Source organism: Halogranum gelatinilyticum (assembly GCF_900103715.1).
In the GTDB taxonomy this organism is placed as follows: domain Archaea; phylum Halobacteriota; class Halobacteria; order Halobacteriales; family Haloferacaceae; genus Halogranum; species Halogranum gelatinilyticum.
Map to the genome: position 1 here is coordinate 720,453 of NZ_FNHL01000001.1, position 25,950 is coordinate 746,402.

23 protein-coding genes are annotated in these 25,950 nt (G+C 66.5%); 11 read left to right on the plus strand and 12 right to left on the minus strand.

What is annotated here, in order from left to right; genetic code table 11:
- The first annotated feature begins 35 nt into the window (after window positions 1–35).
- Entirely contained in the window at window positions 36–1,139 is a 1,104-nt protein-coding gene (locus BLR57_RS03720; protein ID WP_089694255.1) for a molybdopterin-dependent oxidoreductase, read from the plus strand.
- A 10-nt stretch (window positions 1,140–1,149) separates the two neighbouring features.
- Here BLR57_RS03720 and BLR57_RS03725 read toward each other — a convergent pair whose 3' ends face one another.
- The 6 genes from BLR57_RS03725 to BLR57_RS03750 all read right to left on the minus strand — a co-directional run bounded on the left by BLR57_RS03725 (window position 1,150) and on the right by BLR57_RS03750 (window position 8,613).
- Window positions 1,150–1,899: a 4-phosphopantoate--beta-alanine ligase gene (locus BLR57_RS03725; RefSeq protein WP_089694257.1), complete on the minus strand. Its 750-nt coding sequence runs from the start codon at window positions 1,897–1,899 to the stop codon at window positions 1,150–1,152.
- A gap of 84 nt (window positions 1,900–1,983) precedes the next feature.
- Window positions 1,984–2,817: a pantoate kinase gene (locus BLR57_RS03730; RefSeq protein ID WP_089694259.1), complete on the minus strand. Its 834-nt coding sequence runs from the start codon at window positions 2,815–2,817 to the stop codon at window positions 1,984–1,986.
- A 145-nt stretch (window positions 2,818–2,962) separates the two neighbouring features.
- Window positions 2,963–3,412, minus strand: coding sequence for an SHOCT domain-containing protein (locus BLR57_RS03735; protein ID WP_089694261.1), 450 nt, complete (start codon window positions 3,410–3,412; stop codon window positions 2,963–2,965).
- Between the two features lie 409 nt (window positions 3,413–3,821).
- A complete protein-coding gene (aspS, locus tag BLR57_RS03740; protein WP_089694263.1) occupies window positions 3,822–5,126 on the minus strand; it encodes an aspartate--tRNA(Asn) ligase in 1,305 nt (434 codons plus the stop codon).
- Between the two features lie 177 nt (window positions 5,127–5,303).
- Entirely contained in the window at window positions 5,304–6,044 is a 741-nt protein-coding gene (locus BLR57_RS03745) for a phosphoglycerol geranylgeranyltransferase (RefSeq protein ID WP_089694265.1), read from the minus strand.
- A gap of 61 nt (window positions 6,045–6,105) precedes the next feature.
- The gene (locus tag BLR57_RS03750) at window positions 6,106–8,613 is read right to left on the minus strand and encodes a DNA topoisomerase I (protein ID WP_089694267.1); all 2,508 of its coding nucleotides are present in this window, start codon (window positions 8,611–8,613) and stop codon (window positions 6,106–6,108) included.
- A 257-nt stretch (window positions 8,614–8,870) separates the two neighbouring features.
- Between BLR57_RS03750 and BLR57_RS03755 the strand changes: the two genes are divergently transcribed.
- Window positions 8,871–10,292 (plus strand): MATE family efflux transporter, encoded by a 1,422-nt coding sequence (locus BLR57_RS03755; RefSeq protein ID WP_089695498.1) that lies wholly within the window; start codon window positions 8,871–8,873, stop codon window positions 10,290–10,292.
- A 78-nt stretch (window positions 10,293–10,370) separates the two neighbouring features.
- A complete protein-coding gene (locus BLR57_RS03760; protein WP_089694269.1) occupies window positions 10,371–11,066 on the plus strand; it encodes a DUF8127 domain-containing protein in 696 nt (231 codons plus the stop codon).
- 37 nt (window positions 11,067–11,103) lie between these two features.
- Here BLR57_RS03760 and gatB read toward each other — a convergent pair whose 3' ends face one another.
- Entirely contained in the window at window positions 11,104–12,594 is a 1,491-nt protein-coding gene (gene gatB, locus BLR57_RS03765) for an Asp-tRNA(Asn)/Glu-tRNA(Gln) amidotransferase subunit GatB (RefSeq protein WP_089694271.1), read from the minus strand.
- A gap of 135 nt (window positions 12,595–12,729) precedes the next feature.
- On the opposite strand from gatB, the gene BLR57_RS03770 reads away from it, so the two are divergent.
- The 5 genes from BLR57_RS03770 to BLR57_RS03790 all read left to right on the plus strand — a co-directional run bounded on the left by BLR57_RS03770 (window position 12,730) and on the right by BLR57_RS03790 (window position 18,573).
- A complete protein-coding gene (locus tag BLR57_RS03770) occupies window positions 12,730–13,017 on the plus strand; it encodes a DUF211 domain-containing protein (RefSeq protein WP_089694273.1) in 288 nt (95 codons plus the stop codon).
- Entirely contained in the window at window positions 13,017–13,622 is a 606-nt protein-coding gene (locus tag BLR57_RS03775) for a VIT1/CCC1 transporter family protein (RefSeq protein ID WP_089694276.1), read from the plus strand. The genes BLR57_RS03770 and BLR57_RS03775 overlap by 1 nt, the downstream gene beginning before the upstream one ends.
- A gap of 127 nt (window positions 13,623–13,749) precedes the next feature.
- Window positions 13,750–14,043: a DUF7518 family protein gene (locus BLR57_RS03780; protein ID WP_089694278.1), complete on the plus strand. Its 294-nt coding sequence runs from the start codon at window positions 13,750–13,752 to the stop codon at window positions 14,041–14,043.
- Between the two features lie 77 nt (window positions 14,044–14,120).
- On the plus strand, window positions 14,121–17,708 hold the full coding sequence (gene smc / locus BLR57_RS03785; RefSeq protein ID WP_089694280.1) for a chromosome segregation protein SMC: 3,588 nt from the start codon (window positions 14,121–14,123) through the stop codon (window positions 17,706–17,708).
- Window positions 17,662–18,573 (plus strand): segregation/condensation protein A, encoded by a 912-nt coding sequence (locus BLR57_RS03790; RefSeq protein WP_394327565.1) that lies wholly within the window; start codon window positions 17,662–17,664, stop codon window positions 18,571–18,573. Before smc ends, BLR57_RS03790 begins: the two co-directional genes overlap by 47 nt.
- Here the strand turns inward: BLR57_RS03790 and BLR57_RS03795 are convergent.
- Both BLR57_RS03795 and mtnP read right to left on the minus strand, forming a co-directional pair.
- Window positions 18,570–19,280, minus strand: coding sequence for a DUF7504 family protein (locus BLR57_RS03795; RefSeq protein ID WP_089694285.1), 711 nt, complete (start codon window positions 19,278–19,280; stop codon window positions 18,570–18,572). The two genes, BLR57_RS03790 and BLR57_RS03795, sit on opposite strands and share 4 nt — an antisense overlap.
- A 94-nt stretch (window positions 19,281–19,374) precedes the next feature.
- Entirely contained in the window at window positions 19,375–20,238 is an 864-nt protein-coding gene (mtnP, locus tag BLR57_RS03800; protein ID WP_089694287.1) for an S-methyl-5'-thioadenosine phosphorylase, read from the minus strand.
- A gap of 180 nt (window positions 20,239–20,418) precedes the next feature.
- Between mtnP and BLR57_RS03805 the strand changes: the two genes are divergently transcribed.
- Window positions 20,419–21,786 (plus strand): MATE family efflux transporter, encoded by a 1,368-nt coding sequence (locus BLR57_RS03805; RefSeq protein ID WP_089694289.1) that lies wholly within the window; start codon window positions 20,419–20,421, stop codon window positions 21,784–21,786.
- Between the two features lie 115 nt (window positions 21,787–21,901).
- Complete coding sequence (locus tag BLR57_RS03810) at window positions 21,902–22,087, plus strand: AN1-type zinc finger domain-containing protein (RefSeq protein WP_089694291.1); 186 nt, start codon at window positions 21,902–21,904, stop codon at window positions 22,085–22,087.
- Here BLR57_RS03810 and BLR57_RS03815 read toward each other — a convergent pair.
- The 3 genes from BLR57_RS03815 to BLR57_RS03825 all read right to left on the minus strand — a co-directional run bounded on the left by BLR57_RS03815 (window position 22,084) and on the right by BLR57_RS03825 (window position 25,283).
- Window positions 22,084–23,040 (minus strand): AEC family transporter, encoded by a 957-nt coding sequence (locus BLR57_RS03815; RefSeq protein WP_089694293.1) that lies wholly within the window; start codon window positions 23,038–23,040, stop codon window positions 22,084–22,086. The genes BLR57_RS03810 and BLR57_RS03815 overlap by 4 nt on opposite strands.
- 51 nt (window positions 23,041–23,091) lie before the next feature.
- On the minus strand, window positions 23,092–23,805 hold the full coding sequence (locus BLR57_RS03820; protein ID WP_089694296.1) for a phosphoribosyltransferase: 714 nt from the start codon (window positions 23,803–23,805) through the stop codon (window positions 23,092–23,094).
- 74 nt (window positions 23,806–23,879) lie between these two features.
- Entirely contained in the window at window positions 23,880–25,283 is a 1,404-nt protein-coding gene (locus BLR57_RS03825) for a S8 family peptidase (protein WP_089694298.1), read from the minus strand.
- A gap of 180 nt (window positions 25,284–25,463) precedes the next feature.
- Between BLR57_RS03825 and BLR57_RS03830 the strand changes: the two genes are divergently transcribed.
- Entirely contained in the window at window positions 25,464–25,931 is a 468-nt protein-coding gene (locus BLR57_RS03830) for a nucleoside deaminase (protein ID WP_089694300.1), read from the plus strand.
- The last annotated feature ends 19 nt before the right edge of the window (window positions 25,932–25,950 follow it).

Sequence of the window (25,950 nt, forward strand, 5' to 3'; positions counted from 1 at the left end):
TTTTGCCCGACGACGCGCTAGTCTCTTGCAGACAGATGGACTTCCGAGGGGCGGTTCGCTGGGTCAGGCGGACGCTGGAGCCACGGCCACGGCTCGTCGACTGGTCCATCCTCGCGCTCGTCGTACTCCAACTGCTCTCCGGGCTGGTCAGCCTCGTCACCGGCTCCGAGGGCGGCTGGTGGGTCTTCTGGGCCCACAGCGTCGCCGGACTCACCCTCACCTTCCTCCTCGTGTTCAAGCTCTATCGCGTCCGACGGCGCGTCACCGACAGTCGGCTGTGGACCCGGTCGACGGCCCTCTCGGTTCTCCTCGCCATCGTCGCGCTCTCGGCGCTCGGGACGGGCATCGCGTGGGTGCTCGGCGGCGACGTCGACGTCCTCTACTGGGGACTGATGAACGTCCACATCCTCTTCGGGCTGCTGCTCTTGCCGCTCGTCTTGCTCCACATGACGACGCGTTTTCGACGGCCTCGAACGGCCGACTTCGAGGGTCGCCGGACGGCCGTCCAGTACACCGCGTTGCTCGTCGGCGGCGCGGTCCTGTTTCGCCTCCAAGAGACCGTCAACGCCGCGCTCGACACCGCCGGGACGACCCGGCGGTTCACCGGCTCGAAACCCGTTGAGGGCTCCGACTTCCCGGTCACGAGCTGGGTCGCCGACGACCCCGACCCGGTCGACCGCGAGACGTGGCGGCTCCGGGTCGGCGGGCTGGTCGAGACGCCGCTGGAACTGACCGCGGGCGACGTCGACACCGGCGACACCGGCGACGTCGGCGATGGGCGCGACGAACTCCGTGCCCTCCTCGACTGTACGAGCGGCTGGTACACCGTCCAGGACTGGCAGGGCGTCCGCGTCGGCGACCTGCTGGACAGGGCGGGCGCGAGCGACGAGGGGCGGTGGGTCCGCTTTACGTCCGTGACGGGCTACCGCTGGAGCCTCCCGCTCGAAGAAGCACGCGACGCGCTGCTCGCGACGCACGTCGGCGGCGAGCGACTGAGCCACGGCCACGGCGCGCCGCTGCGGCTGGTCGCGCCCGACCGACGGGGCTTCCAGTGGGTCAAGTGGGTCGAATCCGTCGAAGTGCGCGAGAACCAGGATGTCGGGCAGTGGCTCGCGGTGATGGTCAGCGGCTTCGACTGAGTCGCTTCCTTTACTCGTCTCCGCCCTCGCGAATCGCCCGCTCGGCGGCCGCCAGTGCCTCTTCGCGGTCGAATTCGTCGACGATTCGTTGGAGTTCCTCTCGCGAGGCGTCCTGCAGCTCGCGGGCGTGGCGGGTGATGTTCGGGACGGCCCGGATGATGTTGTCGACGATGGGGACCGTCGCCGACTGCGCCGACCGCGACATCGGGTTGAGGTCGACGACGAGTTCGGTCTTGCCCATCGCGGCCAACGCCTCCGCGCGGTCGCCGTCTTCGAGCGGGACGAGCACCACGTCGGCGTCGCCAATGCCGTCGGCGTCGACCTTCGCACGTTCGTGTGAGAGACCGGGAATCCGGCCGTCGGCCGTGAGTCCCTTGACCTCCTCGGCCCCGTGCTCGCGCAAGTGGTCGACGATGGCTTCCATTCGCTCTTCGGTGCGGTTGAACAGGTTGACTTCGAGGTCCGCCCCCGTCGCCTCCGCGAGTTCGACGAGTTCGCCGGGGACGAGCGCGGCGACGTTGCCGTTGACAGAGAGTACCGGATGGTCGGCTAAGAGGAGGTGGGCGGCCGCGGCGCGTTCGGCGGCGTCGGCACTCGGGATGGTCTGCTCGCCCAGGAGATAGTCGAAGGCCTCGCCGCGGCCCTGTGCGATGAGCCCCTGGCGGCTGGTGATGCCCTTGTCCACCCCGTCCTCGATCCGGTGGCGGGTCAGCAAGGACTCGTAGCGCGGATGGTCCTCGGGAATCTCGATGTCACTCATGGCGTGGAGTCGGACGTCGCGGCTCAAAAAGACGCAGGAACCCGGGTCGGCGTCTCGAACCGTCGCCGACGTCTCGGCGACCTGTCACCGAAGCGTCGCGCCCGCCGGATGCGTCCGACAGGAGACGGCGTCGTAGCCAGCGTCCGAAAGCCCCGTCCCGAGCGCGAAGACGGTCCGGCCGAGCATCGCCATCGACGCCTCGCCACCGGCCTCGCTGACGGCGCGGATCGTCTCCGTCACCTCGTCGGTCAGGAGACCAGCCTCGCGGGCGAATCTGCGAGAGGCGTACATGAACTGTGCGGGCGTCGGCTCCTCGGCGAGCAGCGCGAGCGCGTCCTCACCGGCGGCCGAGAGCCGGTCGGTGTCGCCCGAGAGGACCTCCTCGGTCGAGAGTTCGCCGAAGGTGACGTACTCGATGTCGGGCCGGGCGGGAACGCCGTCCAGTCGGCCGTGGTCGGGCGCGCCGGGGTCCAGCCTGACGGGCATCCCGCCGCGAGCCTGCGCGACGACGTCGCCGAGACCGGTCCCCGACCGGACCTCCGCGGCGTGGGCGAGCGCGACCAGTTCGTTCTCCGAGCGGGCGCAGCCGAAGACGGTGTTGGCCGCGAGGGCGGTCCCGAGTGCCATCGCCCCCGAGACGCCGAAGCCCGCCCCGAGCGGCAGTTCGGTCTCGGCGCGGACCGCGGCGTCGACGCCGAGTCCCGCCAGCACGCGCTCGACGGGCGGCATCTCGACGGGGTCGCCGTCGAGTGTGGTGGTGCTGTCCGTCCCGTCGCTCGGCTCGACCGTCACCTCGACGCCGTGTGAGAGCGTCAGCCCCGCTCCGCGCGACCCCGCCTGCAGGGGGTCGTCGTGGGAGTGGGCGCTGAAGAAGCCGGTGACGTGGCCGGGGACGAACGCCGTGGCTTCGTCGGTCATCGTCGGGAAAAAGAGCAGCGACCGATTAACGGTTGTTATCTCCGGCGACGGCGACGAGGCGAGCCGGTGCGGACCGTTCCGGCGACGTGCGATAGAAGGTCAGCGGTGCCTTTCGTGCGTGTCAATAATGTGCTGTGGAAACCGTTCACCGCTCTTCGACCCGTTCCGTCTCGCGCTCTGCTCGCCGCTTCTCGCGCTCGACGTGGGCCTTCGCGTCGGCGACGCGTTCGGTCTCCAAGAGTCGCTCAAGGCGGTGCTCGAACTCCTCCTCGTCCAGTTCGCCGCGAGCGTAGCGGCCACGGAGCACTGCCAGCGCGTCGGCGCGCTCGTCGCTCACGTCGGCGTCGGCGGGCGTCTCCTCCCGCTCGCGGCGTTGCCGCCGCTGTTCGTACAGTTTGGTCAACGCGAGCGCGGCGGGGAGGACGCCCGCGAAGCCGACGGGGAACGCCACCCAGAAGAACGCGACGTCCAGCGCGAGCAGCCCGAAGGCGACGAGCAGGATGGCGGCGATGACGACGCCCGCGACGAGTTCTTGCAGGGGCGTGTCGTCGTCCTCGCCGCCGTCGGTCCGGAGCGCGCCCGTGCCTCGGTTCATGGCTCTCCTGTCGTCGGTTGAGGGGATAAACCCTCTGCGGGCTGGCGATACACGGCTATCACGCCCGGCTCTCGCCGAGGACGACTGAGGGACCGTCGCTCGCGACGGAGACAGGTCATAGACGGTGTGGGACTGTGGTCGTGATAAACCCACTGAGTGAACACTCACTAACCACGGACGTTCGACACCGTCGCCGTCGACGGTGATGGTGAAAAAGACAGAAACGCGATGTTCGGCAGGTCTTCGTCCTACGGACTCAGACGCTGACGGTCTCGCGGGAACTCACTCGCAAATCGAAGATTTGCTCGTTGTTCCCACTCGTGTGTCCGCGCCGTCGCCTTACGGCGACAGACGCTGACGGTCTTGCAAGACTCACGCTGTTCGTCTTGCTGACAATCAGGTCTTCGCCCTACGGGCTCAGACGCTGACGGTCTCGCGGGAACAGCACAGCCTCACGGATGTTCTCCAGGCCGAGCATCGTCATGATGAGCCGCTCGCCGCCGAGACCGAAGCCGGCGTGCGGGGGCATCCCGTATTTGAACATCTTCGTGTAGTAGTCGAACGACTCGGGGTCGAGACCCTGCTGCTCGAAGCCGGCGACGAGGTGCTCGTAGCGGTGCTCACGCTGGCCACCGGAGACGAGCTCCATCTTCGGGTGCATCATGTCGAAGCCCGTCGAGAGCTGCTCGTCGTCGTCGTGGTCCTTGATGTAGAACGGCTTGATCTCCGAGGGCCAGTCGGTGATGAAGTAGTGCTCACCGACGTCCTCGCCGAGTGCCTTCTCGCCCTCGGTCGGGAGGTCGTCGCCCCAGACGAGCTGCTCGTCGAGTTTGCCCGTCGCGTTGATGCGCTGGATGGCCTCCTCGTAGCTCAGACGCGGGAACTCGCCCTCGGGAGCCTCGAACTCGTCTTCGAGACCGAGCGCTTCGAGCTCCGTCTGGCAGTTCTCCTCGACTGCCTCGTAGGCGGCCTTGACGACGGCCTCACAGACGTCCATCGCCTCGCTGTGGTCGATGAAGGCCGACTCGAAGTCGATGGAGGTCGCCTCGTTGAGGTGGCGCGGCGTGTTGTGCTCTTCGGCGCGGAAGATCGGACCGATCTCGAAGACGCGCTCGAGGCCGGAGCCGACCATCAGCTGCTTGAACAGCTGCGGCGACTGGTTCATGAACGCCTCCTTGCCGAAGTACGTGATGGGGAACAGCTCGGTACCGCCCTCGGTCCCCGTGGCGACGATCTTCGGCGTGTTGATCTCCGTGGCGTAGAAGTCACGGAACTCCTCGCGGACGGCGCGGAGGACCTCGGCGCGGATCTCGAAGACCGCCTTCACCTCGTCCTTGCGGAGGTCGAGCGTGCGGTTGTCGAGACGCGTCGAGAGTTCGGCGTCGACCTTGCCGGAGGGGTCGAGCGGCAGTTCGGGGTCGGCGTCGGCGAGGACCTCGACGGAGTCGGGCGTGACTTCGACGCCCGTCGGTGCGCGGGGCTCCTCCTCGACGGCACCCTCGACGACCACGACGCTCTCGCGGTGGACGCCGAGGCCCGTCTCGACGAGCTCCTCGTCCATCTCGTCCTTCTCGAATTTGACCTGAATCTTCCCGGACTTGTCCCGGAGGATCAGAAAGGCGATGCCGCCGAGGTCACGAATCTCGTGGACCCAGCCTGCGACCTTGACGTGGTCGCCGGGTTCGGCGTCTGCCGTGTAGGTTCGGCCTTGCATACCGCTTCGTTTCCAGTCCGGCGTCTTAAAATCGGCCGTTTCGACCGGCACAGTGGGTCTCGTTGCCACACGCTCTCGATAGCTGTCGGCACGATTCGGGGGGCCATCCCGGTAGGAGAAAGAGCGGCGACTGCAAACGCGCGAGTCGGCGATGAACGCCCCGCTTCCGTCCCAGTCTCAGGCCGTCCGCGCGCCAGCCTCTGCGTCGCGGTCGGCTTTCGCGTCCTTCGCACCCTCGACAGTCTCGCGGACCGCGTCGACGCCCTCGTCGTGCAGGAGGTTGCCGACGACGACGGCGTCCGAGTGCGTCGCCATCCCGTACGCCGAGTCGTAGTCGTGGATGCCGCCGCCGTAGAACAGCGTCGCCTCGTCGAGCGCGTCGTGCGCGGCGGCGACCTTCTCCGTGTCGCCGTAGGTGCCCGAGTATTCGACGTAGACGATCTTCTGGCCGAACATCTTCTCCGCCACGCGGGCGAAGGAGGCGACGTCCTCGGCCGTCTGGTCGGTGTCGGCCTCGGTGTACTCCGCGACGGAGGAGTCGGGGTTGAGCACGATGTACGCCTCGGTGTGGGTGCGCTCCCAGTCGAGACCGTCCTCGATACGGACCCACTCCTTGTGCGCGCCGGTGACCCAGAAGGAGTCCTTGGCGTTGAACACGGTCGGGATGAGGTAGCCGTCGAGCGCGTCGTCGTCGATGACGACGCCGGGGTTCGACGGCTCCTGATAGACGGGCACGTCGTGCTTCGCACACGCGTCGATGACGCGTTCCATCTTCTCCTCGGTCATGTCGAGCGTGCCGCCGATTTCGAGCGCGTCGGTGCCGGTCGCACAGACGTCCTCGAACGTCTCACCCTCGACGAGGTCTTTGTCCGGGTCGATCTTCGTGATATGGTCCCAGTCTGTCCACGGCGCGGTCATTGGACGATATACTGCGTCTATGGGTGAAAAAGGGTACGAAAGTGGAGTTCGGGTGCTCGGACTAGTCTGCGGAGGCCTGCCACTTCCGCACCGTATCCGCACCGACCCCGCTCACCTTCGCCGCGATGTCGTCGGGGTCCGAGTCCTTCAGTCCGGGCACGTCCTCGATGCCGGCTTCCTTCAGTTTCTCAGCGGTCTTCTCGCCGATGCCCTGAATCGACTCCAGTTCCGAGCCGCCAGCCTGCCGGGCCTGATACTCGCGGTAGTTGCAGATCGGGCAGCCAAGCTCCCAGGGTTCGTCGTCGTCGTCGCCGCTCGTGACGACCAGATGCGGCAGGCCGTGTTCCTCGCACTCCTCGTCTGTGACCTCGATCTCCCCGCGCCGCGGCAGCGGCAGCGAGTAGTCACAGTCGGGATAGCGCGTACAGCCGACGAGTCGCGAGCCGGAACGGAGCTGTTTGATGGCCAACTCGCCGCCGTGCTCCTCGCCACAGTCCGGGCAGGCACCGATGACTTCGTCCTCCTGTTCGTCGGCCTCGTCGGCCTTGCACTGCGGGCAGCCGTGGGTGAAGGTCTTGCGCCCGGCGAGCATCTTGACCTCGTGGAGTTCGTGCTCCTCGCACTCCTCGTCGAGGATGAGCGGCTTGCCCGTCGACGGTAGCGGCAGGGTGTAGGTGCAGTCGGGGTAGCCGTCGCAGCCGACGAAGTACGAGCCGTGGCGGGATTTCCGAATCAGGAGGTCCTCGCCGCAGTCGGGACACGGGCCGAGGGTCTTGTCCGCCTTCAGCGACTTCTTGAGCTGCGACCCCAGCTCGTCGGAGTGCTCCATCAGCCCCTCGAAGACCTGTTCGAGCATCTCGCGGGACTCGTTGGTCACGTCCTCGTAGTTCGCCGTCCCGTCGGCGATAGCGAGCATATCCTCCTCCAATTGGGCAGTCATCTCCTCGCTCACGATGAGGTCCGCGAAGTCCTCACCAGCCGTGACGACCGCCCGCGCGAGCCGCGTCGGCTTCGGCGGGTCCGACTCGATGTAGCCGCGGTCGTAGAGCTTCTGGATGACGTCGTGGCGCGTCGCCTTCGTCCCGATGCCCATCTGCTCCATCGTCTCGATGAGCCGCGACTGGCCGTAGCGGCGCGGCGGCTGGGTCTGCTTGGCCTCGATGCTCGTATCCGTCACCGCCAGTTCCTCGCCCTCTTCGACGTCCGGCACGAAGCTCTCGGAACTGCTGAAGTAGGGGTAGACCGCGTGGTAGCCCTCCTTGACGAGCCGCTTGCCATTGGCCTTCAGCGAGAGGCCCGCCACGTCGGCGACGACGCGCAGATGTTCCCACTTCGCGGCCTCGGCGACGGTCGCGAAGAACCGCCGGACGACGAGTTCGTAGACCTCGTACTCGTCTTCCGAGAGGTCCGACGCCGACGGCAGCTCGCCGGTCGGATGAATCGGGGGGTGGTCCGTCGTCTCCTTCTCGCCCGCGGTCGGCTCGATGTCCTCCTGTTCGAGCAGCGACTCGGCGTCGTCACCGAAGTCGCGCGTCCCGGTGAACGAATCGAGCAGTTCCCGCGGGTCGAGATCCTCGGGGTAGTGGGTGTTGTCCGTCCGCGGGTAGGTGATGTAGCCAGCGGTGTAGAGGTCCTCGGCGATGCTCATCGCGCGCTGGGCGGAGTAGCCGATGGACCCCGCCGCGCGGATGAACTGCGTGGTGTTGAACGGCGCGGGGGGCGTGTCGGTCCGGGTCCGGCGGTTGACGGAGGTGACCGTCGCCGTCGACTTCGTCTGGAGCGTCTCGAAGGCCTCCATCGCGGACGCCTCGTCCCAGACGCGCTCGGCCTCGTTGTCGTCCTCGTCGAGGTAGAAAAACCGCGCCTCGAAGGATTCGTCGTCCTTCTCCAAGTCGGCAAAGAGTTCCCAGTAGTCCTCGGGGTCGAAGGCGTCGATCTCGCGCTCGCGGTCGACGATGAGCTTCAGGGTCGGTCCCTGCACCCGGCCGACCGAGATGAAGTCGTTGCCGAGTTGGCGCGCCGACAGCGAGAGGAAGCGTGTCAGTGCCGCCCCCCAGACGAGGTCGATGACCTGTCGGGCCTCGCCCGCAGCCGCGAGGTCGAAGTCGAGGTCGTCGCGGTTCTCGAACGCCTCGGTCACCTCGCGCTTCGTGATGGAGGAGAAGCGCACGCGGTCGACGTTGACGTCCTCGTTGACCTCGCGGACGAGCTCGTAGGCTTCCTTGCCGATCAACTCGCCCTCGCGGTCGTAGTCGGTTGCGATGACGACGTTGCCTGCTTTGCGGGCGAGCCGTCGGAGGGCCGCGACGATGTTCTCCTGGGTGGGGTGTTTGTCGATGGGTGCGTCGATGAGTTCGACCGGTTCGACGTCCCGCCAGTCGTTGTACTCCGGGGGGAAGTCGACGCCGACGACGTGTCCGGAGAGACCGATACAGCGCTTGCCGCCCCACTTGTAGACGTTGACGCCGTTCATCCGCTCGGCCTCCGCGGACTCGCCGCTGAGGATCGCGGCGATGCGCCTCGCCGCGTTGTCTTTCTCCGTGATTATCAGTTCAGGGCCACGACTCATTGGGCAGCGATAGGCGCAGGGATGGCCTAAATCTTTCGTGCCGCAACCGAGAAAACCGCACGACAGCGGCGACCCAAGGCGCGCAGGTGAGCGCGTGGCGGGCGCGCATAATGCGCGTACACGCGAGAGATGTGTCAGCCTCGCCTAACCGGGCTGCCCGTCCTCCGTCTTCCCACGTGAGCCCACAACACGCGGGGTTTTTGCACCCCTCTCCCCTCCTCACGGCCGTGCCGCAGCGAACCGACACTCGCGTCGACATGACGACGGGTGCCATCTCCCCGAAACTCCTCTCGCTCTCCTGGCCGCTGGTCGCGGGCAACCTCCTCCAGACGTTCTACAATCTGGCCGATATGTACTGGGTCGGCCGCGTCAGTGCCGAGGCCGTCGCCGCCGTCTCCCTGATGTTTCCGACCGCGTGGCTCTTCGTCTCTATCGCGATGGGACTCACGGCCGCCTCCGTCGCACTCGTCTCCCAGCACGTCGGCGCGGGCGAGGACCGCGCGGCCGACACCGTCGTCGCCCAGACCGCCCTCCTGACGGTCGTCGTCGGCGTCGTCCTCTCGTCTATCGGCTACCTCTTTCGGCGTCCCTTACTCGACCTCATCGGCGCGCAGGGACTGGTCTACACCGAGGCGTTGGCCTACATCGAGGTGCTGTTCGTCTCGATTCCGTTCACGTTCCTCTTCTTCGTCTTCCGGGCGGTCCTGCGCGGCGCGGGCGACACCCGGACGGCGATGTGGCTCGTCGTCTTCTCGGCTGGCTTGAACGTCGTCCTCGACCCGCTTCTCATCCTCGGCTACGGTCCCATCGTGGGCATGGGAACCCGCGGGGCGGCCATCGCGACGCTCATCGCCCGGGTCTTCGCGGCCGTCGTCGGCGTCTACATCCTGCTCCGCGGCGACTGGGGGGTCCAGCTCCACCCCGAGGACCTCCGCCCCGACTGGCCGGTCTTGAAGAAACTCGTCGGCATCGGCTATCCGGCCACTCTCGACGGCGCGGCCCGCAGTTTCGCGGCCGTCGCCATGGCCGCGCTCGTCGCCCGGTTCGGCCCCATCCCGACCGCGGCCTACGGCGTCGGCGTCCGCCTCATGTCCGTCTCGTGGACCGTTTCTGGGGCTGTTGGCCAGGCGACGGCGACGGGCGTCGGCCAGAACCTCGGCGCGAAGACGCCCGACCGCGCCGCGGAGGTGACGTGGAAGGCCACGGTCGGCACCCTGGTCCTCCTCTTCGCCGTTGGCGGCCTGCTCTACGCCTTCCCCGAACCCGCGATACGCTTCTTCATCGCCGACCCCGCCGTCGTCGCCGAGGGCACCGACTTCCTCCGCATTATCGGCCCGTTCCTCGCGTTCTTCGGCGGGCTGATGGTGATTCAGGGCGGCTTCCGCGGCGCGGGCGACACCCGCGTCGCGATGGTGCTCTCGCTCGTCTCACGGTGGGTCATGCGGATTCCCGTCGCGCTCTTCTTGGCCTACCAGTGGGTGTGGACCGTCCCCCTGCTCGGCGTCACCGTCGCCGGACTCGGCTGGGGACCGACCGGCATCTGGTGGGCGTGGTCGATCGGCAGCCTCGCCTCGTTCGTTCTCGGAGCCGCGTGGTTCAGCCTCGGCCGGTGGCAGAAGGGCGTGTTGGACGGTGAGAGCGACGATACACGCAAGCAGCCGTCAGCGGGCGACGACTGACGAGCGGACCCAGCCTGCCCGGCGACCGCGGTCGACGAGGGCGACACGCTCTTGACTCGACCGTCTGTCACTCACCACATGACCCGCTCGTGGCCGCAGCGTGCCCTCCTCGTGCTCGGACTCCTCCTCGTTACAGTCCCGCTCTACGCCCCCGCGCTCGACGTGACCGGCACCGACTACCACTACGAAGCGACCGAGATAACGGCCGAGGACAACGAACTCACCTTCGTCGACGACCGGCCACGACGACTCTACTACGGTCTCTCCGGCTTCGACTGCTACGGCACGCCGGCCGACCGCTCTTGTGCGTTGGAGGCTGCGACGCTCGACGGCCCCGTCGTCGCTCCCCATCCGACGATTACGGAAGCGACCGGCGCGGACTTCCTCGACACCGACGAGCCGTATCTCGCCTACGGCGACGGCCGCGTCTACGACTACACGGCCGAGTGGAACGGGTCGGAGCGCGCGTTCGTGCTCGGCGTCGAGCGAGTGAACGCCGTGGAGGCACTGGACCAGGTGGCGACGCCCGCCCGACACGCTCCCACACCAGCGTTGAACGCGGTACGGACGGGGACCGCGACTACTGACGGCCCGCTGTGGGGTGACGACTCCCGAGAAGCCCACATCGTCGAGTACGAGGGCGACTACTACGTCGTCTCCGTGCAGTTCTACTCGCCGTCTCTCTCCGAGAACCCGCTTCTCGAACGCCTGTTAGAAGGTATCTCGGTCGCGTTCGGACTCGCCGTCCTCGCGCGAGTCCGGTCGGAGCAGTAGCGAAGGAAGCGCGTCGTCGGCTCGTGCGGTACTCGTGTTAGTCGTCCAGTCGCTCGCGGAGCAACTGGTTCACGGTACCGGGGTCGGCACTCCCCTTGGACTTCTGCATGACCTGTCCGACGAGGAAGTTGAGCGCGCCGCCCTCGCCCGAGTGGTAGTCGTCGACGGCGTCGGGGTTCTCCTCGATGGCTTCGTCGACGAAGCCGCCGATCGCGTCGTCGTCGGCCTTGCCGAGGCCCTCCTCGTCGATGACGGTCTCGGGGTCGACGCCGTCGTCGAGCATCCGCCGGAGGACGATCTCCTCCGCGTTCTTCGTCGTGATCTCGTCGTCGGCGACGAGCGCGACGAGCCGCTTGAACTCGTCGAGGCGGTCGGAGACGTCCGTGATCTCCATGTCGCGGTAGTTCAGTTCGCCGAGGAGGTTGTCGGCGACCCAGGTCGCGGCGAGGTCCGGGTCGTACTCCTCGGCGACGTCCTCGTAGAAGTCCGCGACCTCCTTCGTCGAGGTGAGCTTCGAAGCGGACTCCTCGTCCAGCCCGTACTCCTCGCTGAAGCGGTCGCGACGGGCGTCGGGTAGCTCCGGAATCGGAATCTTCTGCTTCCAGTCCGAAACTTGGAGCGCGGGCAGGTCAGCCTCGCGGAAGTACCGGTAGTCCTTCTCTTCCTCTTTCGAGCGCATCGAGACCGTAATCCCGCGAGACTCGTCCCAGTGCCGGGTCTCCTGCTCGATGGCGCGGCCACGCTGGATGGCGTTCTTCTGGCGGGTGACCTCGTAGGCCAGTGCCTTTTCGGCCCCTTTGTGGCTGGAGATGTTCTTGACCTCCGTGCGGTTGGCCTCCTCCAGTGTCTCGACGGCGATGGAGCCGTCGTCACTCACTTCGTCGGACGGGACCATCGAGATGTTGGCGTCGATGCGGAGCGAGCCGTCGCGCGTGGAGTCGAAGACGCCGAGATAGTCGAGCACCTCTTCGAGTTTCGCGAGGAAGTTGCGCACTTCCTTCGGGCTGCGGAAGTCCGGCTCGGTGACGATCTCCATCAGCGGCGTCCCCGCGCGGTTGTAATTGACGAGCGTGTAGTCGGCGGTGTCGATGCTGCCGCCCTTGTGCTGGAGGCTGCCGGGGTCCTCTTCGAGGTGGGCCCGTCGGATGTTGATGACGCGGCGTCGGTCCTGGATGTCGACCGCCAGATGGCCGTCCTGACAGATCGGGGCGTCGTACTGGGTGATCTGGAAGTTCTTGGGCAGGTCGGGGTAGTAGTAGTTCTTCCGGTGGAAGGTGGTCTCCTCGGGGATGTCGGCGTTGAGGGCCTTGCCGATCTTGACGGCCGCCTCCACCGCGCCCTCGTTGAGGACGGGCAGCGCGCCGGGCAGGCCGAGACAGACGGGGCAGGTCCGCGTGTTCGGCTCCTCGTCGTCGACCGCTGTCGTGGAACATCCACAGAAGATCTTCGTGTCCGTCTCCAGCTGGACGTGGACTTCCAGCCCGATAACGGAGGCGAGTTCTCGCTGTTCGAGCGCCTGAGCAGTCATTATCCGGGATTTGCGTGCGGGTGGCTAAAGGCTAACGGGACCGCGATTGCGGCCACGCTCCGGCCGGGGTCCGTGGGCGGCGGGCCGTGGGGCTGGCGACCACACCGTTTTCCCCTCGTCGGCCGATACGTCTGTATGGCTCCCGTCCGCCGACTCGTCCTCGACCTGTTGAAACCCCACGACCCGGACATCGTCCGTATCACTCGCCACGTCGCCGACTGCGACGGGGTGAGTGGCGTGAACGCCGCTCTCGTCGAAACCGACCGCGACGTCCAGACGCTGAAGCTCACGGTCGTCGGCGACGACGTCCCCGAACGCGTCGTCTACGAGACCATCGAGGAACTCGGTGCGAGCGTCCACTCGGTCGACGAGGTGGTCTGTGGCGAGGTGCTCGTCGAGCAGACCGCGACCCCACAGGACTGATGGTTCGGTCGCTTCCGACCGCCGTCCGCGAGCGACTCGCGGGGCTGCGACAGCTCCTCCGCGACGAGGAGGTCCGCTCGATCTCCCGGCGGTATTTCATCTCCAACGGCTTCGACGGGACGCTGACGAGTATCGGCGTCGGCGTGGGCTCCTACCTCTCGGGCGTCGCCGACGGCGCGACGGTCTTCGCCGTCGGTCTCGGCGCGGCGGTCGGACTCGGCACCTCGGGCGTCTGGAGCGTCTGGGAGATCGAACGCGCCGAGACGCAGGCCGACATCCTCCGGCTCGAACGGGCGATGCTGACCGACCTCGACGACACCGCCATCCAGCGACAGAAGGCGAACGCGCGACTCGTCCACGCGGTGATGAGCGGCATCGGCCCGATTCTCGGCGTCGTCCTGCCGCTCGTCCCGTTCCTGTTCGAGGGACGGGGGTTGTCGCTCGCGGGAGCGACGGTCGGGGGTATCCTCATCGGCGTCGCCCTCCTCTTCGCCTTCGGCGCGTATCTGAGTACCATCTCGCGACAACGGTGGTACGTCGCCGGGCTACGGATGGGACTCGCGGGCCTCGTCGTCGCGGCGGTCAACTACCTCCTGCCGGGGTGATTCACTCGCCGTCGCTGGCTCGAACAGCCTCCTACCGCCACTGTCGGCTCCGACCCGCGCTTCGCCACGCGGTCCCCTACTTAATGTCTGACGTACCTTTATACGGCCAGAGACAGCCAGTAGGGCCATGAGCAACAGGGTGGAGGAACTCGAATCCAAAGTGAAGGAGCTACAGGCAGCGGTCAACGGACTGACCGAAGAACTCGTCGAGACGAAAGAGCGTGTCCGACAGCTCGAAGACGAGGTCGAAGTCGACGTCGCCCCCCGCCGGAGCCGACAGGTCGAAGCCGACGCTGCCGAGGTCGCTGACGCCGCCGAGGCCGCCGACGCCGCGGACGAGGCCGAAGACGCTAAAACGGACGAGGCGAAGGAAGACGACAACGAGGAGCAGTCCGGCGAAAGCGACATCATCGTCGCGTAAGCTCGCGACTTCTCCATCGCGAGCGGCGGTGGACCCCGTCCATCGAGCCGTTCACGTAGGAACGTGAAGACAACCCAATGCATATCAAAGAACTCGTCCTCGACGATTTCAAGAGCTTCGGCCGCAAGACGCGAATCCCGTTCTACGAGGACTTCACGGTGGTCACCGGACCGAACGGCTCCGGCAAGTCGAACATCATCGACGGCGTCCTCTTCGCGCTCGGCCTGGCCCGCACCCGCGGCATCCGCGCCGAGAAGCTGACCGACCTCATCTACAACCCCGGCTACGACGACGGCGAAGAGCCGCCGGGGACGAAGGAGGCGAGCGTCACCGTCGTCCTCGACAACAGCGACGGCAAGCTCGACCGGTCGCAGGTGGTCAACGCCGCCGGGACCGACAATATCGGTGACGTCGACGAGATCACCATCAAACGCCGGGTCAAAGAGACCGAGGACAACTACTACTCGTACTACTATCTGAACGAACGCTCCGTCAACCTCTCGGACATCCAGGACCTGCTCGCGCAGGCGGGCGTCGCCCCCGAGGGCTACAACGTCGTCATGCAGGGCGACGTGACCGAGATCATCAACATGACGCCCTACCAGCGGCGGGGCATCATCGACGAGATCGCCGGTGTCGCCGAGTTCGACGCGAAGAAGGAGGACGCCTTCGGCGAACTGGAGACGGTCAAAGAGCGAATCGGCGAGGCCGACCTCCGCATCGGAGAGAAGGAAGACCGACTCGAACAGCTCGAAGACGAACGCGAAACTGCTCTCAAGTACAAGTCGCTCCGCGAGGAGAAAGAGGAGTACGAAGGCTATCTGAAGGCCGCCGAACTCGAAGACAAGCGCGCCGACCTCGATAAGACGAAGACGAAGCTGTCGAAGAAAGAGAGCGAACTGGAAGAACTCCAGTCGGTCCTCGACGAGAAGCAGGGTCGCGTCACTCGCCTCGACGACGAACTGGAGGAACTCAACCGCGACATCGAGCGGAAGGGCGAGGACGAACAGCTCCGTATCAAGTCGGAGATCGAGGAGGTCAAAGGCGAGATCAGTCGTCTGGAAGGGAAGATCGAGACGGCCGAAGAGAAGATCGAAGAGGCCGAAAACGAGCGTCGACAGGCCTTCGTCGGTATCGACCGCAAACAGGAGCAGGTCGAGGAGTACGAAGACGAGATCCGCTCTGTCAAGGTGGAGAAAGCCTCCATCAAGAGCGACATCCAGTCGAAACAGGTCGAACTCGCCGAAGTGCAGGGCGAGATCGAGAGCGTCGACACCGAGTTCGACGAACTCAAGGACGAACTGAGTGAGCGGAAAGAGACGCTGGAAGAGCTGAAGACCGAGAAGAACGACCTCCAGCGCGAGAAAGACCGCCTGCTCGACGACGCGCGTCGCCGCTCGAACGAGATCAGCGAGGCGCGCGACGACATCGAGACGGCCCGCGAACGCATCCCCGAGCTGAAGGCCAAGCTCTCGGAGCTGCACAGCGAACTCGACAAGGCCGAGAAGAACAAGGCGAAGGTCCAGGGCATCGTCAACGACCTCCGCGACGAGCGCAAAGAGGCCAAGGACGAGCTCTCGGAGGTCGAAGAGGAGATCAGGCGCAAACAGAGCCAGTACGCCGAACTCGAATCCCGGTCGAACGACGGCGGCAACTCCTGGCCGCGCGCGGTCAACACCATCATGAACGCCGGAATGAGCGGCGTTCACGGCGCGGTCGGCCAACTCGGCAGCGTCGCCGGCGAGTACGCCACGGCCTGTGAGACGGCCGCGGGCGGCCGACTGGCGAACGTCGTCGTCGACGACGACGGCGTCGGCTCCTCGTGTATCGACTATCTGAAGCGGCGCAACGCGGGTCGGGCGACCTTCCTGCCCATCACGAAGATGGACAACCGGAGCCTGCCGCGCAAGCCGAACAACCCCGGCGTCGTCGACTTCGCGTACAACCTCGTCGACTTCGACAGCCAGTACGCGAGCGTCTTCTCCTACGTGCTGGGCTCGACGCTCGTCGTCGAGGACATGGACACGGCCCGCAGCCTGATGGGTGACTACCGGATGGTCACGCTCGACGGCGACCTCGTCGAACGCTCCGGCGCGATGACCGGCGGGTCGGGCGGTGGCTCCCGGTACTCCTTCTCGGCGTCCGGCACGGGCCAGCTCGAACGCATCGCCAGCGAGATTTCGGACCTCGAAGACGACCGCCAGCGGCTCCAGTCGGAGGTCGACGACATCGAGGACCGCATCGACGACGTCCGTGACCGACAGGCCGACGCGACCGAGAAGGTCCGCTCGATTCAGAGCGACATCGACCGCGTCGAGGGCGAACTCGAAAGTGCAGAAGACGAGATCGAATCCCTCGAAGACCGCCTCGAGGAGTTGCAGGACGAACGCGAGAGCGTCGACGCGAAGATGCAGTCGCTCGACGACGACATCTCGGCGAAAGCGAGCGAGATCGCCGACGTCGAGAGCGACATTTCGGAACTGGAGCAGGAGCTGAAGGACTCGAAGATCCCCGAACTCACCCAGCAGGCCGACGACATCCGGGCCGACATCAGCGAGCTGGAGGACCGGATGGACGACCTCGACGGGCGGCTGAACGAGTTACAGCTCGAAAAGCAGTACGCCGAGGAGGCCGTCGACGACCTCCACGACACGGTCGAGACGGCCCAGAACCGGAAGGCCAGTGCCGAGGAAGACATCGAGGAGTTCGAGGCGAAGATCGAGGAGAAAGAGAGCGTCCTCGACGAGAAGCGCGAGGCGGTCTCGGAGCTCGAAGAGGAGCTCGCCGAACTCAAAGAGGAGCGTTCGGAGCTGAAAGACCGGCTGAAGGCGGCCAAAGACGAGCGCGACGCGGCGAAAGAGGAGGTCTCGTCGGTCCAGTCGCGTCTCGACTCCCTCGAGAGTGCCGCTGAACGCCTCGCGTGGGAGATCGACGAACTCGAGTCACAGGTCGGCGACTACGACCCCGAGGCGATTCCGTCCCACGAGGAGGTCGCGTCCACCATCGACCGGCTGACCGGGAAGATGGAGGCGCTCGAACCGGTCAACATGCTCGCTATCGACGAGTACGACGAGGTCCGCGAAGAACTCGACACGCTCCAGGCAGGCCGGGACACACTCGCCGAGGAGCGCGACGGCATCCGAGAACGCATCGATGCCTACGAGTCACAGAAGCGCGAGACGTTCATGACGGCGTTCGACGCCATCAACGACCACTTCCAGGACATCTTCGAGCGGCTCTCGGCCGGGACGGGCGAACTCGTCCTCGAGAACCCCGAGGACCCCTTCGAGGACGGTCTGACGATGAAGGCCCAGCCGGGCGACAAGCCGGTCCAGCGGCTCGATGCGATGTCCGGCGGCGAGAAGTCGCTGACGGCCTTGGCATTTATCTTCGCCATCCAGCGGCACAACCCCGCGCCGTTCTACGCGCTCGACGAGGTCGACGCCTTCCTCGACGCGGTCAACGCCGAGCGCGTCGGCCAGATGGTCGACGACCTCGCGGGCGACGCGCAGTTCGTCGTCGTCTCGCACCGCTCCGCGCTCTTGGAACGCTCCGAGCGCGCCATCGGCGTGACGATGCAGGAGGACAACGTCAGCGCGGTCACCGGCATCCAGTTCGGTGACGACGACGAGGAGGAGGAGTTGGAGGTCCCGGCGGATGACTGAGGGGCCTGTCTCCGAGGAGGGGCTTCCCGACGACGCGCTTCCGGACGACGTCCCCGAGACCGACGACGACGAGGTCGAGCCGGTCGAACTGCTCGTCCAGTTGGCCGAGGACGGCGAGATCGAGCCGTGGGACATCGACATCGTCGCCGTCACCGACGCCTTCCTTGACCGGCTCGACGCGACGGACCTGCGGACCTCCGGGCGGGCACTGTTCTACGCGAGCGTCCTGCTCCGGATGAAGGGCGACGAGCTGCTCTCGACGGACGAACCCGAGGAGCCGGAGCTCGAACCGTGGGAGCTGGCGATGGAGGGTCGCGAGGAGGAGTTCGACGACGCCGACGGCGGCTTCGATCCGGTCGACGCCCTGGAAGCGGAGATGGACCGCCGTCTCGAACGCAAACGTGCCCGTGGCTCTCCGGAGACGCTGGACGAACTCGTCCGCGAACTCCGAGAGGTCGAGCGCGGCTCGTGGTGGAAGCAGTCCCGCGAGTACGATACCTCCGCGTCGCCGAAGGGCTTCAGCCGCGGGACGCAGACGCTCGACTACCACGCGGCCGACGACTTCCGGCGCGAGGGGGAACCCGGCGAGGAGGACGTGACGGGAACGACCCACGACGAGGACATCGAAGCCACCATCGAGGAGGTCCAGGCCGCGCTGTCGACACACTACGGCGAGGGGCGCAAAGAGGTGCTGTTCGCGGAGATCCGTTCGGCCGGTGGCCGTACCTTCCAGACCTATCTCGCGCTGCTCTTTTTGGCACACCGCGGCGCGGTCCGGCTCGAACAGGACGAACTGTTCGGCGACCTCTGGGTGCAGGACGCGTCGGTCGCGGAGAAAGAGGAAGTCGAAGCGATCGCCGACTAGTCCAACTGGAGCCAGTCGGTCTGTAGTCCCGTCCGGTGGAGTGTCCACCGCTGTTGTGGCCCGGTCCGACCGGGCCGTGTCTCGATGGTCGCGTCGAACAGCGGTCCGAGTTTCTCGCGAATCTCCTCGTCGACGCTGGCCGCGAGATGGAAGTGACCGATGGCGTTTGTGACTTTGATCCGAGCGGTGACGACTCTGAGGAACCGTGCGAGCTGTGCCGGAGACACGTCGTCGACGAGGGGGTCGAGCGAGTCGAAGCAGACCCGGACCTCGCCCGCGTCGGGGTCGGCTGCCTCGAACCGTGAGAGATGGTTGTGGAGATGTCGCGCTACCGTCGCCAGGCTGGGGTCGGTCGGCGTCCGGCTGAACCAGTCGGGAGTGGCGTCGGCCTCGGCCGTCGTCACCACCGACTGTCGCGGTTCGACGGCTCCGTCGGCGAGCGACTCGGTCTCGGCAGTGTCGGCAAGTGTCGTCCGCGTCCCGCTTCCGGCGACCTCACAGAGTCCGAACGTGGCCGGGTCTCGGGACCCCGAGACGACCTCGTTGCCGTGTGTCGTGACGAGCAGGCGGCGGCGAAGCTCCGCGTCGGACCCGAGCAGACGCTGACAAGCGCGGTCGGCAGCCGGGTCGGCGAGGACGAGGAGATTCGACCCGCGTCGCTTGAGTGACTGGAGCTGTCGTTCGAGCGCCGTCGGGTTCCCCTCCATTTGGGGACAGGTTCTGCGGCCCACTATATAGAACTTCGGAGCACCTGAGCGGTGAGAACAAGAGCGATTTCCCCCACCGAGGGGACTGCCTACCTCACTCGTCGAGATAGTCGCCGACGAACAGATCGACGCGCTCGCGGGTCTCCTCGGGGATGGCCTCGACGGGCGTGTTGATGGTGCCCTCCAGTGCCGAGTGCGCCGCACACTCGTGGTCCTCGGGGAGCGTCCGGATGGCCTCCTCGACGGTCCGCTTGATGGCCTCCTGGTTCTTCGCGGCGTTCTCCAGCACCTCTTCGAGGGTGACCTCGTGGTCCTGCTTCCAGACGTCGTAGTCGGTTACGCCCGTCACGGTCGCGTAGGCGATTTCGGCCTCACGGGCGAGTTTGGCTTCGGGGACGGCAGTCATGCCGACGACGTCCCAGCCCTGTTCGCGGTAGAACTCGCTCTCTGCGCGCGTGGAGTACTGCGGTCCTTCGATACAGACGTAGGTGCCGTCCTGTTGGACCTCGGCGTCCGTCGCCGTCTCGGCGGCTTCGGCGAGATGCTCGACCAACTCAGGGGCGTAGGGTTCCGTGATGGGCTGGTGGACGACGATGCCGTCGCCGAAGAACGTCGATTTTCTGTGCTTCGTGCGGTCGAAGATCTGGTCCGGGACGACGAGCGTCCCCGGCGGCAGTTCCTCTTTCAGGCTGCCGACGGCGTTGCTGGCGAAGATGTGGGTAACGCCCAGTTTCTTGAACGCGTAGATGTTCGCGCGGTACGGGAGGTTCGTCGGCGAGCGGCCGTGGTCGGAGCCGTGGCGCGGGAGAAAGGCGACCTCCTTGCCCGTGTCGCCGAACTCGCCGATGGTGACCGGCGCGCTGGGTTCGCCGTAGGGCGTGGTGACTTCCTCTTCGCGGGTGTTCGAGAGGGGCAGCGATTCGTAGATGCCGCTGCCGCCGATGAAGCCGATCGTCATGGCCCGAACTGCGGACAGCAGCCACCTAAATCGTCCGCTTCCGGGGCTGACGCGCGAGTCGCTGTCGTGTTTGATGATACCACACGTCGGGAGAGTTCAAGTACCCCGGCCGTGTTTCGGTTCGTAGTGACTTCCTCTTCCGCTTCATCCGGCCTCACGGAGGGGGACCTCGTTCGCCCGATGCTTGCACTCGCGTGGCCGATGGTCGCCATCCAACTGTTGCAGGTCGCCTACAACATCGCCGACACCTTCTGGCTGGGCGCGCTCTCGGCCGACGCCGTCGGCGCGCTGAGCCTCGCCTTCCCCATCATCTTTCTGCTCATCTCCGTCGCTGGGGGCTTCACCACCGCCGGGACCATCCTCGTCGCCCAGTATATGGGTGCGGACAACGACCGGAAGGCAGGCCACATCGCCGGACAGACGCTCTCGTTCGTCACCATCGTCGCGACCGTCATCGCACTGGCCGGCTTCTTCCTGACGCGGCAGATGCTCGGTCTCATCCCGGCCGACGAGGCGACGGCCGCCCAGATCGTCCCGCTCGCGGGCGACTACATGGAGCTGTTCTTCCTCGGGATGCCCGCACTGGCAGGCTTCTTCATCTTCACGTCGCTCATGCGCGGCTACGGCAACACCCGGACGCCGCTGGTCGTGATGGTCGTCAGCGTCGTCATCAACGTCGTTCTCGACCCCTTCCTCATCTTCGGCTGGTGGATCTTCCCCGCGATGGGGATCGAGGGGGCAGCCATCGCGACGGTCTTCTCGCGGGTCGTCGCGAGCGCGCTCGGTCTCTACGTCCTCTTCGGGACGAACGTCGGCCCGGAGATCCTCCTGCCCGACCTCCGACCCCAGCTCGACGACGTCCGCGACATCGTCCGTCTCGGCGTCCCGAGCGCGCTCGAACAGTCGTCGAGTTCGATGGCGATGATCATCCTGACCGGGATGGTCGCGACGTTCCCGCCCGCCGTCGTCGCGGCGTACGGTCTCGGCAACCGCCTCGTCTCGCTGGCCTTTCTGCCCGCGATGGGGATGGGCCAGGCCATCGACACCGTCGTCGGCCAGAACCTCGGTGCGGGCAAGCCCGACCGCGCCCAGCGGGCGTCGTATCTCTCGATGCAACTCGTCGCCGTCGTGATGTTCGTCCTCGCCCTCGTCGCGTGGGTGTTCTCCGAACCCATCGTCGGCGTCTTCCTCAGCACGGACACGGCGCAGGCCGCGGCCACCATCGGCCACGCCAGCGACTATCTCCGTATCGTCGCCGTGATGTTCGTCTTCATGGGCGTCCTCCAGGTCGCACTCGGAACGTTCCGCGGCGCGGGCAACACCCGGACGGCACTGGTGTTCTCGCTCGTGACGCTCTGGGTCGGCCGCGTGCCCGCGACCTACTATCTCGTCTTCGTCGAGGGCTGGGGACCGACGGGCATCTGGATCGCCGTCGCCATCGGCGACGTGATCGGGTGTATTGCCGCCGTCGCGTGGCTCTCCCGCGGGACGTGGAAGGAGTCCATCGTCGACGAGGGGTCGTCGGGTCACCAGCCCGCCGACGATTGAGCGGCGACGACTGAGTGACGAGGACTGAGCGGTGACGACTGAGTAGCGACGACGGACCGGGAGCCTTCCAGCAACTGTTGCCGGTATTTATGTGTGTCGACAGTCAACGTTAGTCATGGTGACCTGTGAGCGATGTGGAGAGACACTCACCGAGCCGCGGCCCTGTAGCTACTGTGGGTCGCAGTTCTGTGCCGACCACCGGCTTCCGGAGTCACACGACTGTGCGGGACTCGACGAGTGGCGGGACACGGGTGGACACTTCGACAGCGGCTTCGACGACTCCATGTCCGCCGAAGATTAGAACACGACCCCGGCGTCGAGCAGGGCGATGAAGACCGTCAGGAGCGGGACGCTCACGAGCGTCGTCGTCAGGACGACCGTGCTGACGTATTCGGCGACGTCGACGCCGCCGACCTGCTCGCCACCGGCGAACTCCGCGACGAGGATGAGCGGCGTCACCGCCGCGGGCATGGCACACTCCAGCGCGAACACCTTCGCTACCGTCGGGTCCTCGAAGCCAAGCGCGAGCGCGACGCCGATGCCGACGACGGGCGCGACGACCATCTTCAGCACGTTCGCCGTCCCGGCCTGTCGGAGTGCCGCCCCGTAGTCAGTACGGGCCAGTTGGAGACCGAGAATCAGGAGCATCACCGGGATAGAGGCGTCGCCGACGAGTTTCAGCGTCGCCATCGCCGTCGCCGTCTCCGGGGGAACGATGCCGAGCCACCGCGCGGCGAGCGCGGCGAGGACGGCGTAGACCAGCGGAATCTTGAACGCACGGCCGACACCGGCGAGACCGCTCGTCCCGCCGCCGCGGGAGGCGATGTAGACGCCCACCGTGTAGACGAGGACGCTCTGTGTCGCCAGATAGAGGACGGCCGTACTGCGACCGGTCGCGCCGAAGGCGAACTCCGAGACGGGAATCCCGTAGTTGCCGGAGTTGGGGAAGGCACTGACGAGGACGAGTGCCGAGAGCAGGGGGTCCGAGCGGCCGAACAGGCGGCCGACGCCCTCGGCGATCAGAATCATGACGACAGTGTAGACGGTGACGCCCGCGACGACGCGGACCAGCGTCCCTCCGCCGAGGTCGGTCGTCGCGAGGCTGTGAAAGACGAGTGCGGGGGCGAGAACGTAGACGACGACGGTGTTCAACGGGCCGGGGTCGACGCTCTTGGTGCGGCCGAGGAGGAATCCGACGCCCGCCAGCGCGACGATGGGGAGGATGGCCGAGGCGAAGATAGCGAGGAGGCTCACAGCGTCACCTCCGACCGTCCCGAGCGGCGGCCGCGGGCTGTCACACGCGGGTTACGCGCCGACGCCTTCGTTCTCGACGAGCCGCCACGCGCCGTCGCCGGTCGACTCGACGAAGCCGCGCCGCTCCATCTCGCTCATGACCTCGGGCAGGCGGCCGGGCTGGGCGATCTCCATCTCGATGCGGTCGACGTCGTGGAACTCCGAGAGGAAGTGTCTGACGTCGTCGGCCTCGAAGGTCTCCTCGTCGGCCTTCTCCATCACGCCGCCGATGAGGTCGATCATGTCCTCGATGAAGTTCCACGGATAGACGACCCACGCCCACTCTTCGAGCCGTTCGCCGACGTAGTCCGGCTCGAACTCGCTCGTCTGGAGCAGTTGGAGCGTCGCGGTGCGGACCTCACCGGCCTCGCGCTCGTTGACGTACTCGTCGGCGCGCTTGATGGAGCCGCCGGTGTCGGCGATGTCGTCGATGATGAGGACGTCCTTGCCCTTGACGCTCCCCTCGGGCATCGGGTAGCGAACCTCCGGCTCGCTGGACTTCTGGGCCGTCCCGACGTAATGTTCCATCTTCAGGCTCGTCAGGTCGTCCATCCCGAGGAAGTCGCAGATACACCGCCCGGCGAACCAGCCACCGCGGGCGAGTGCGACGACCACGTCCGGCTCGAAGTCGTCCTGTTTGACCTGGTTACTGACATCCCGACAGAGATCGTAGATGTAGTCCCAGTTGGTAATCGTACATTTGAACTCGTCCGGGAGGTCACTCATTCCGTCCTGTGGGTGGAGTGCCGCGGCACATAAGGGTTTACAGGCTGTCTCGAAGGGATTGATTCGCTGAGGAGTTACTTCGCGGCCGCGACCAGTGCCTCCAGGTCGAGATGGCCGGCACCGTGGTAGGTCTCGCCCGACTCGGGCATACTGGCGGTCTCTTGGATGAGTGTCTCGACCTCCTCGACGGAGGCGTCGGGGCGGAGCGAGCGGACCAGCGCGACGGCACCCGAGACCTGCGGGGCCGCCATCGAGGTGCCCGCCTTCCAGCCGTAGCCGCCCTGCACCGTCGAGTAGACGAGGTCGTTCGCGGCCCCCTCGACGCCGTCGTTGAACGCCTCCAGGTCGGCGTTGCCGCCCGCGGCACTCACGTCGACCGGACTGCCGTAGTTCGTGTAGAACGCGGGCTGGGTCGTCGGCTCCTCCAGTCGGTTGCCCGTGAGCCACTTCGCCTCGTTGTCGCTGTGCTTGCCGCCCCAGCCGTAGCCGATGGGACCGGTCGCGCTGACGCCGAAGACGCCCTCTGCCTCCGTCGGGAGGCTGAGCGTCGTCTCCGGGCTCATGTCCAGTCCGTCGTTTCCGGCGGAGTTGACGATGACCGTTCCCTGCGAGCGGACGTACGCCGCGATCTGCTCGGCGATACGAAGCTCTTCGAGCAACACCGGGAACTGGTCGGGGTAGACGTACGGAGCGGGGATGCCGACGCTGTAGTTGATGGCGTCACAGCCCGCTTCGGCCGCCTTCACCCAGGCGGCGTAGCCGTCGCCCTGCTTGCCCGTCTCGCCGGAGAACATCCGGTAGGAGACGATCTCGGTGTCGGGTGCGGTGCCGAGGACGCCGCCGCCGGGAGCGTCGTTGCTGTTCGTCGCCGCGATGATGCCGGCGACGTGGGTGCCGTGGTCGCCGGCACCGTTGGGTCGCCAGTCGTAGCTGTCCTCGGAGACGTTCTCCGAGAGGTCGTCGTTGACGACATCCGCGAGGTCGGGGTGGCTGTCGTCGACGCCGCTGTCGACGACGGCGATGCGGGTCCCCTCGCCGGTTGTGGTGTCGTGGACCGACTTGCCTCCGCCGGGCTTGTCCGTGAGGTCGTTGGTGAGGTCCTGGACGCGCTTGTCCCACTGGTACTCCGTGTTCGAGGGCGCGCCGTCGTGGTTGTGGCTCGCACTCCCTCCGGCCGCGCTCGGGCCGTCCCGTGAGGCGACCGCGCCGGTGGTGTCGTCGCTCAGGTCGATGGTGATGTCGCTGACGGTCGTGCCGTCGACACTGCTCTGGTCGCCGCGGGCGACCAGCACGTCCGCCTGCGAGAGGTCGTGGATGATTTCGATGTCGTCCGGAATCGCCGAGCGGTCGACGTCTCGGAGGTTGATGAAGAACCGCGATTCGGACTCCTGTGCAGCGACCTGCCCAGCACCCAGGGTCGCCGCGCCGACTGCCGAACCCGTGAGCTGGAGAAACGTCCGTCGATTGAACTTCGACATTGTACCCGTACTGAGGAAGAGGCAAACATAAATTTTTGGTAAACTTGAATAAATGAATCTCTGATTTGGTTGATTGAACACGGTCAGAATCGGATTCCGAGAGGTGAGCTGTCCGCGGGACTGCCGCTGCGGTCGCCGCGACCCGAACGCTCTGGACCCTCGGAGGGCAACGGTGTCACGATGAGCCACGACACAGCCGCCGACGTCGACGAATCCCATCTCCGCCGCGCGCTCGCTCTCGCTCGTGAGGCCGCCGACGCTGGCGACGAACCGTTCGGTTCGCTCCTCGTCCGCGACGGCGAGATCGTCGCCGAGTCGTGCAACACCATCCACACCGACGACGACGTGACCGCCCACCCGGAGTTGAAGCTCGCGCGGTGGGCCGCACGGGAACTCGATGCTGGCGAACTGGCCGAGACGACGATGTACACGAGCACTGAACCCTGTCCGATGTGTGCGGGGGCGATGTACCACGCGGGACTCCGGCGGGTCGTCTTCAGCACGTCAGCCGAGACCGTCGGCGAGATTGCGGGCGCGGGACTCGTGATGCCCTCGTCGGAGGTCTTCGCCCGCGGTGCCGAGTCGGTCGAGACGGTCGGCCCGGTCCTCGAAAGCGAGGGGCGGGCGGTCCACGAGTCGTTCTGGTGACTTTCTCCCGGATTTATGG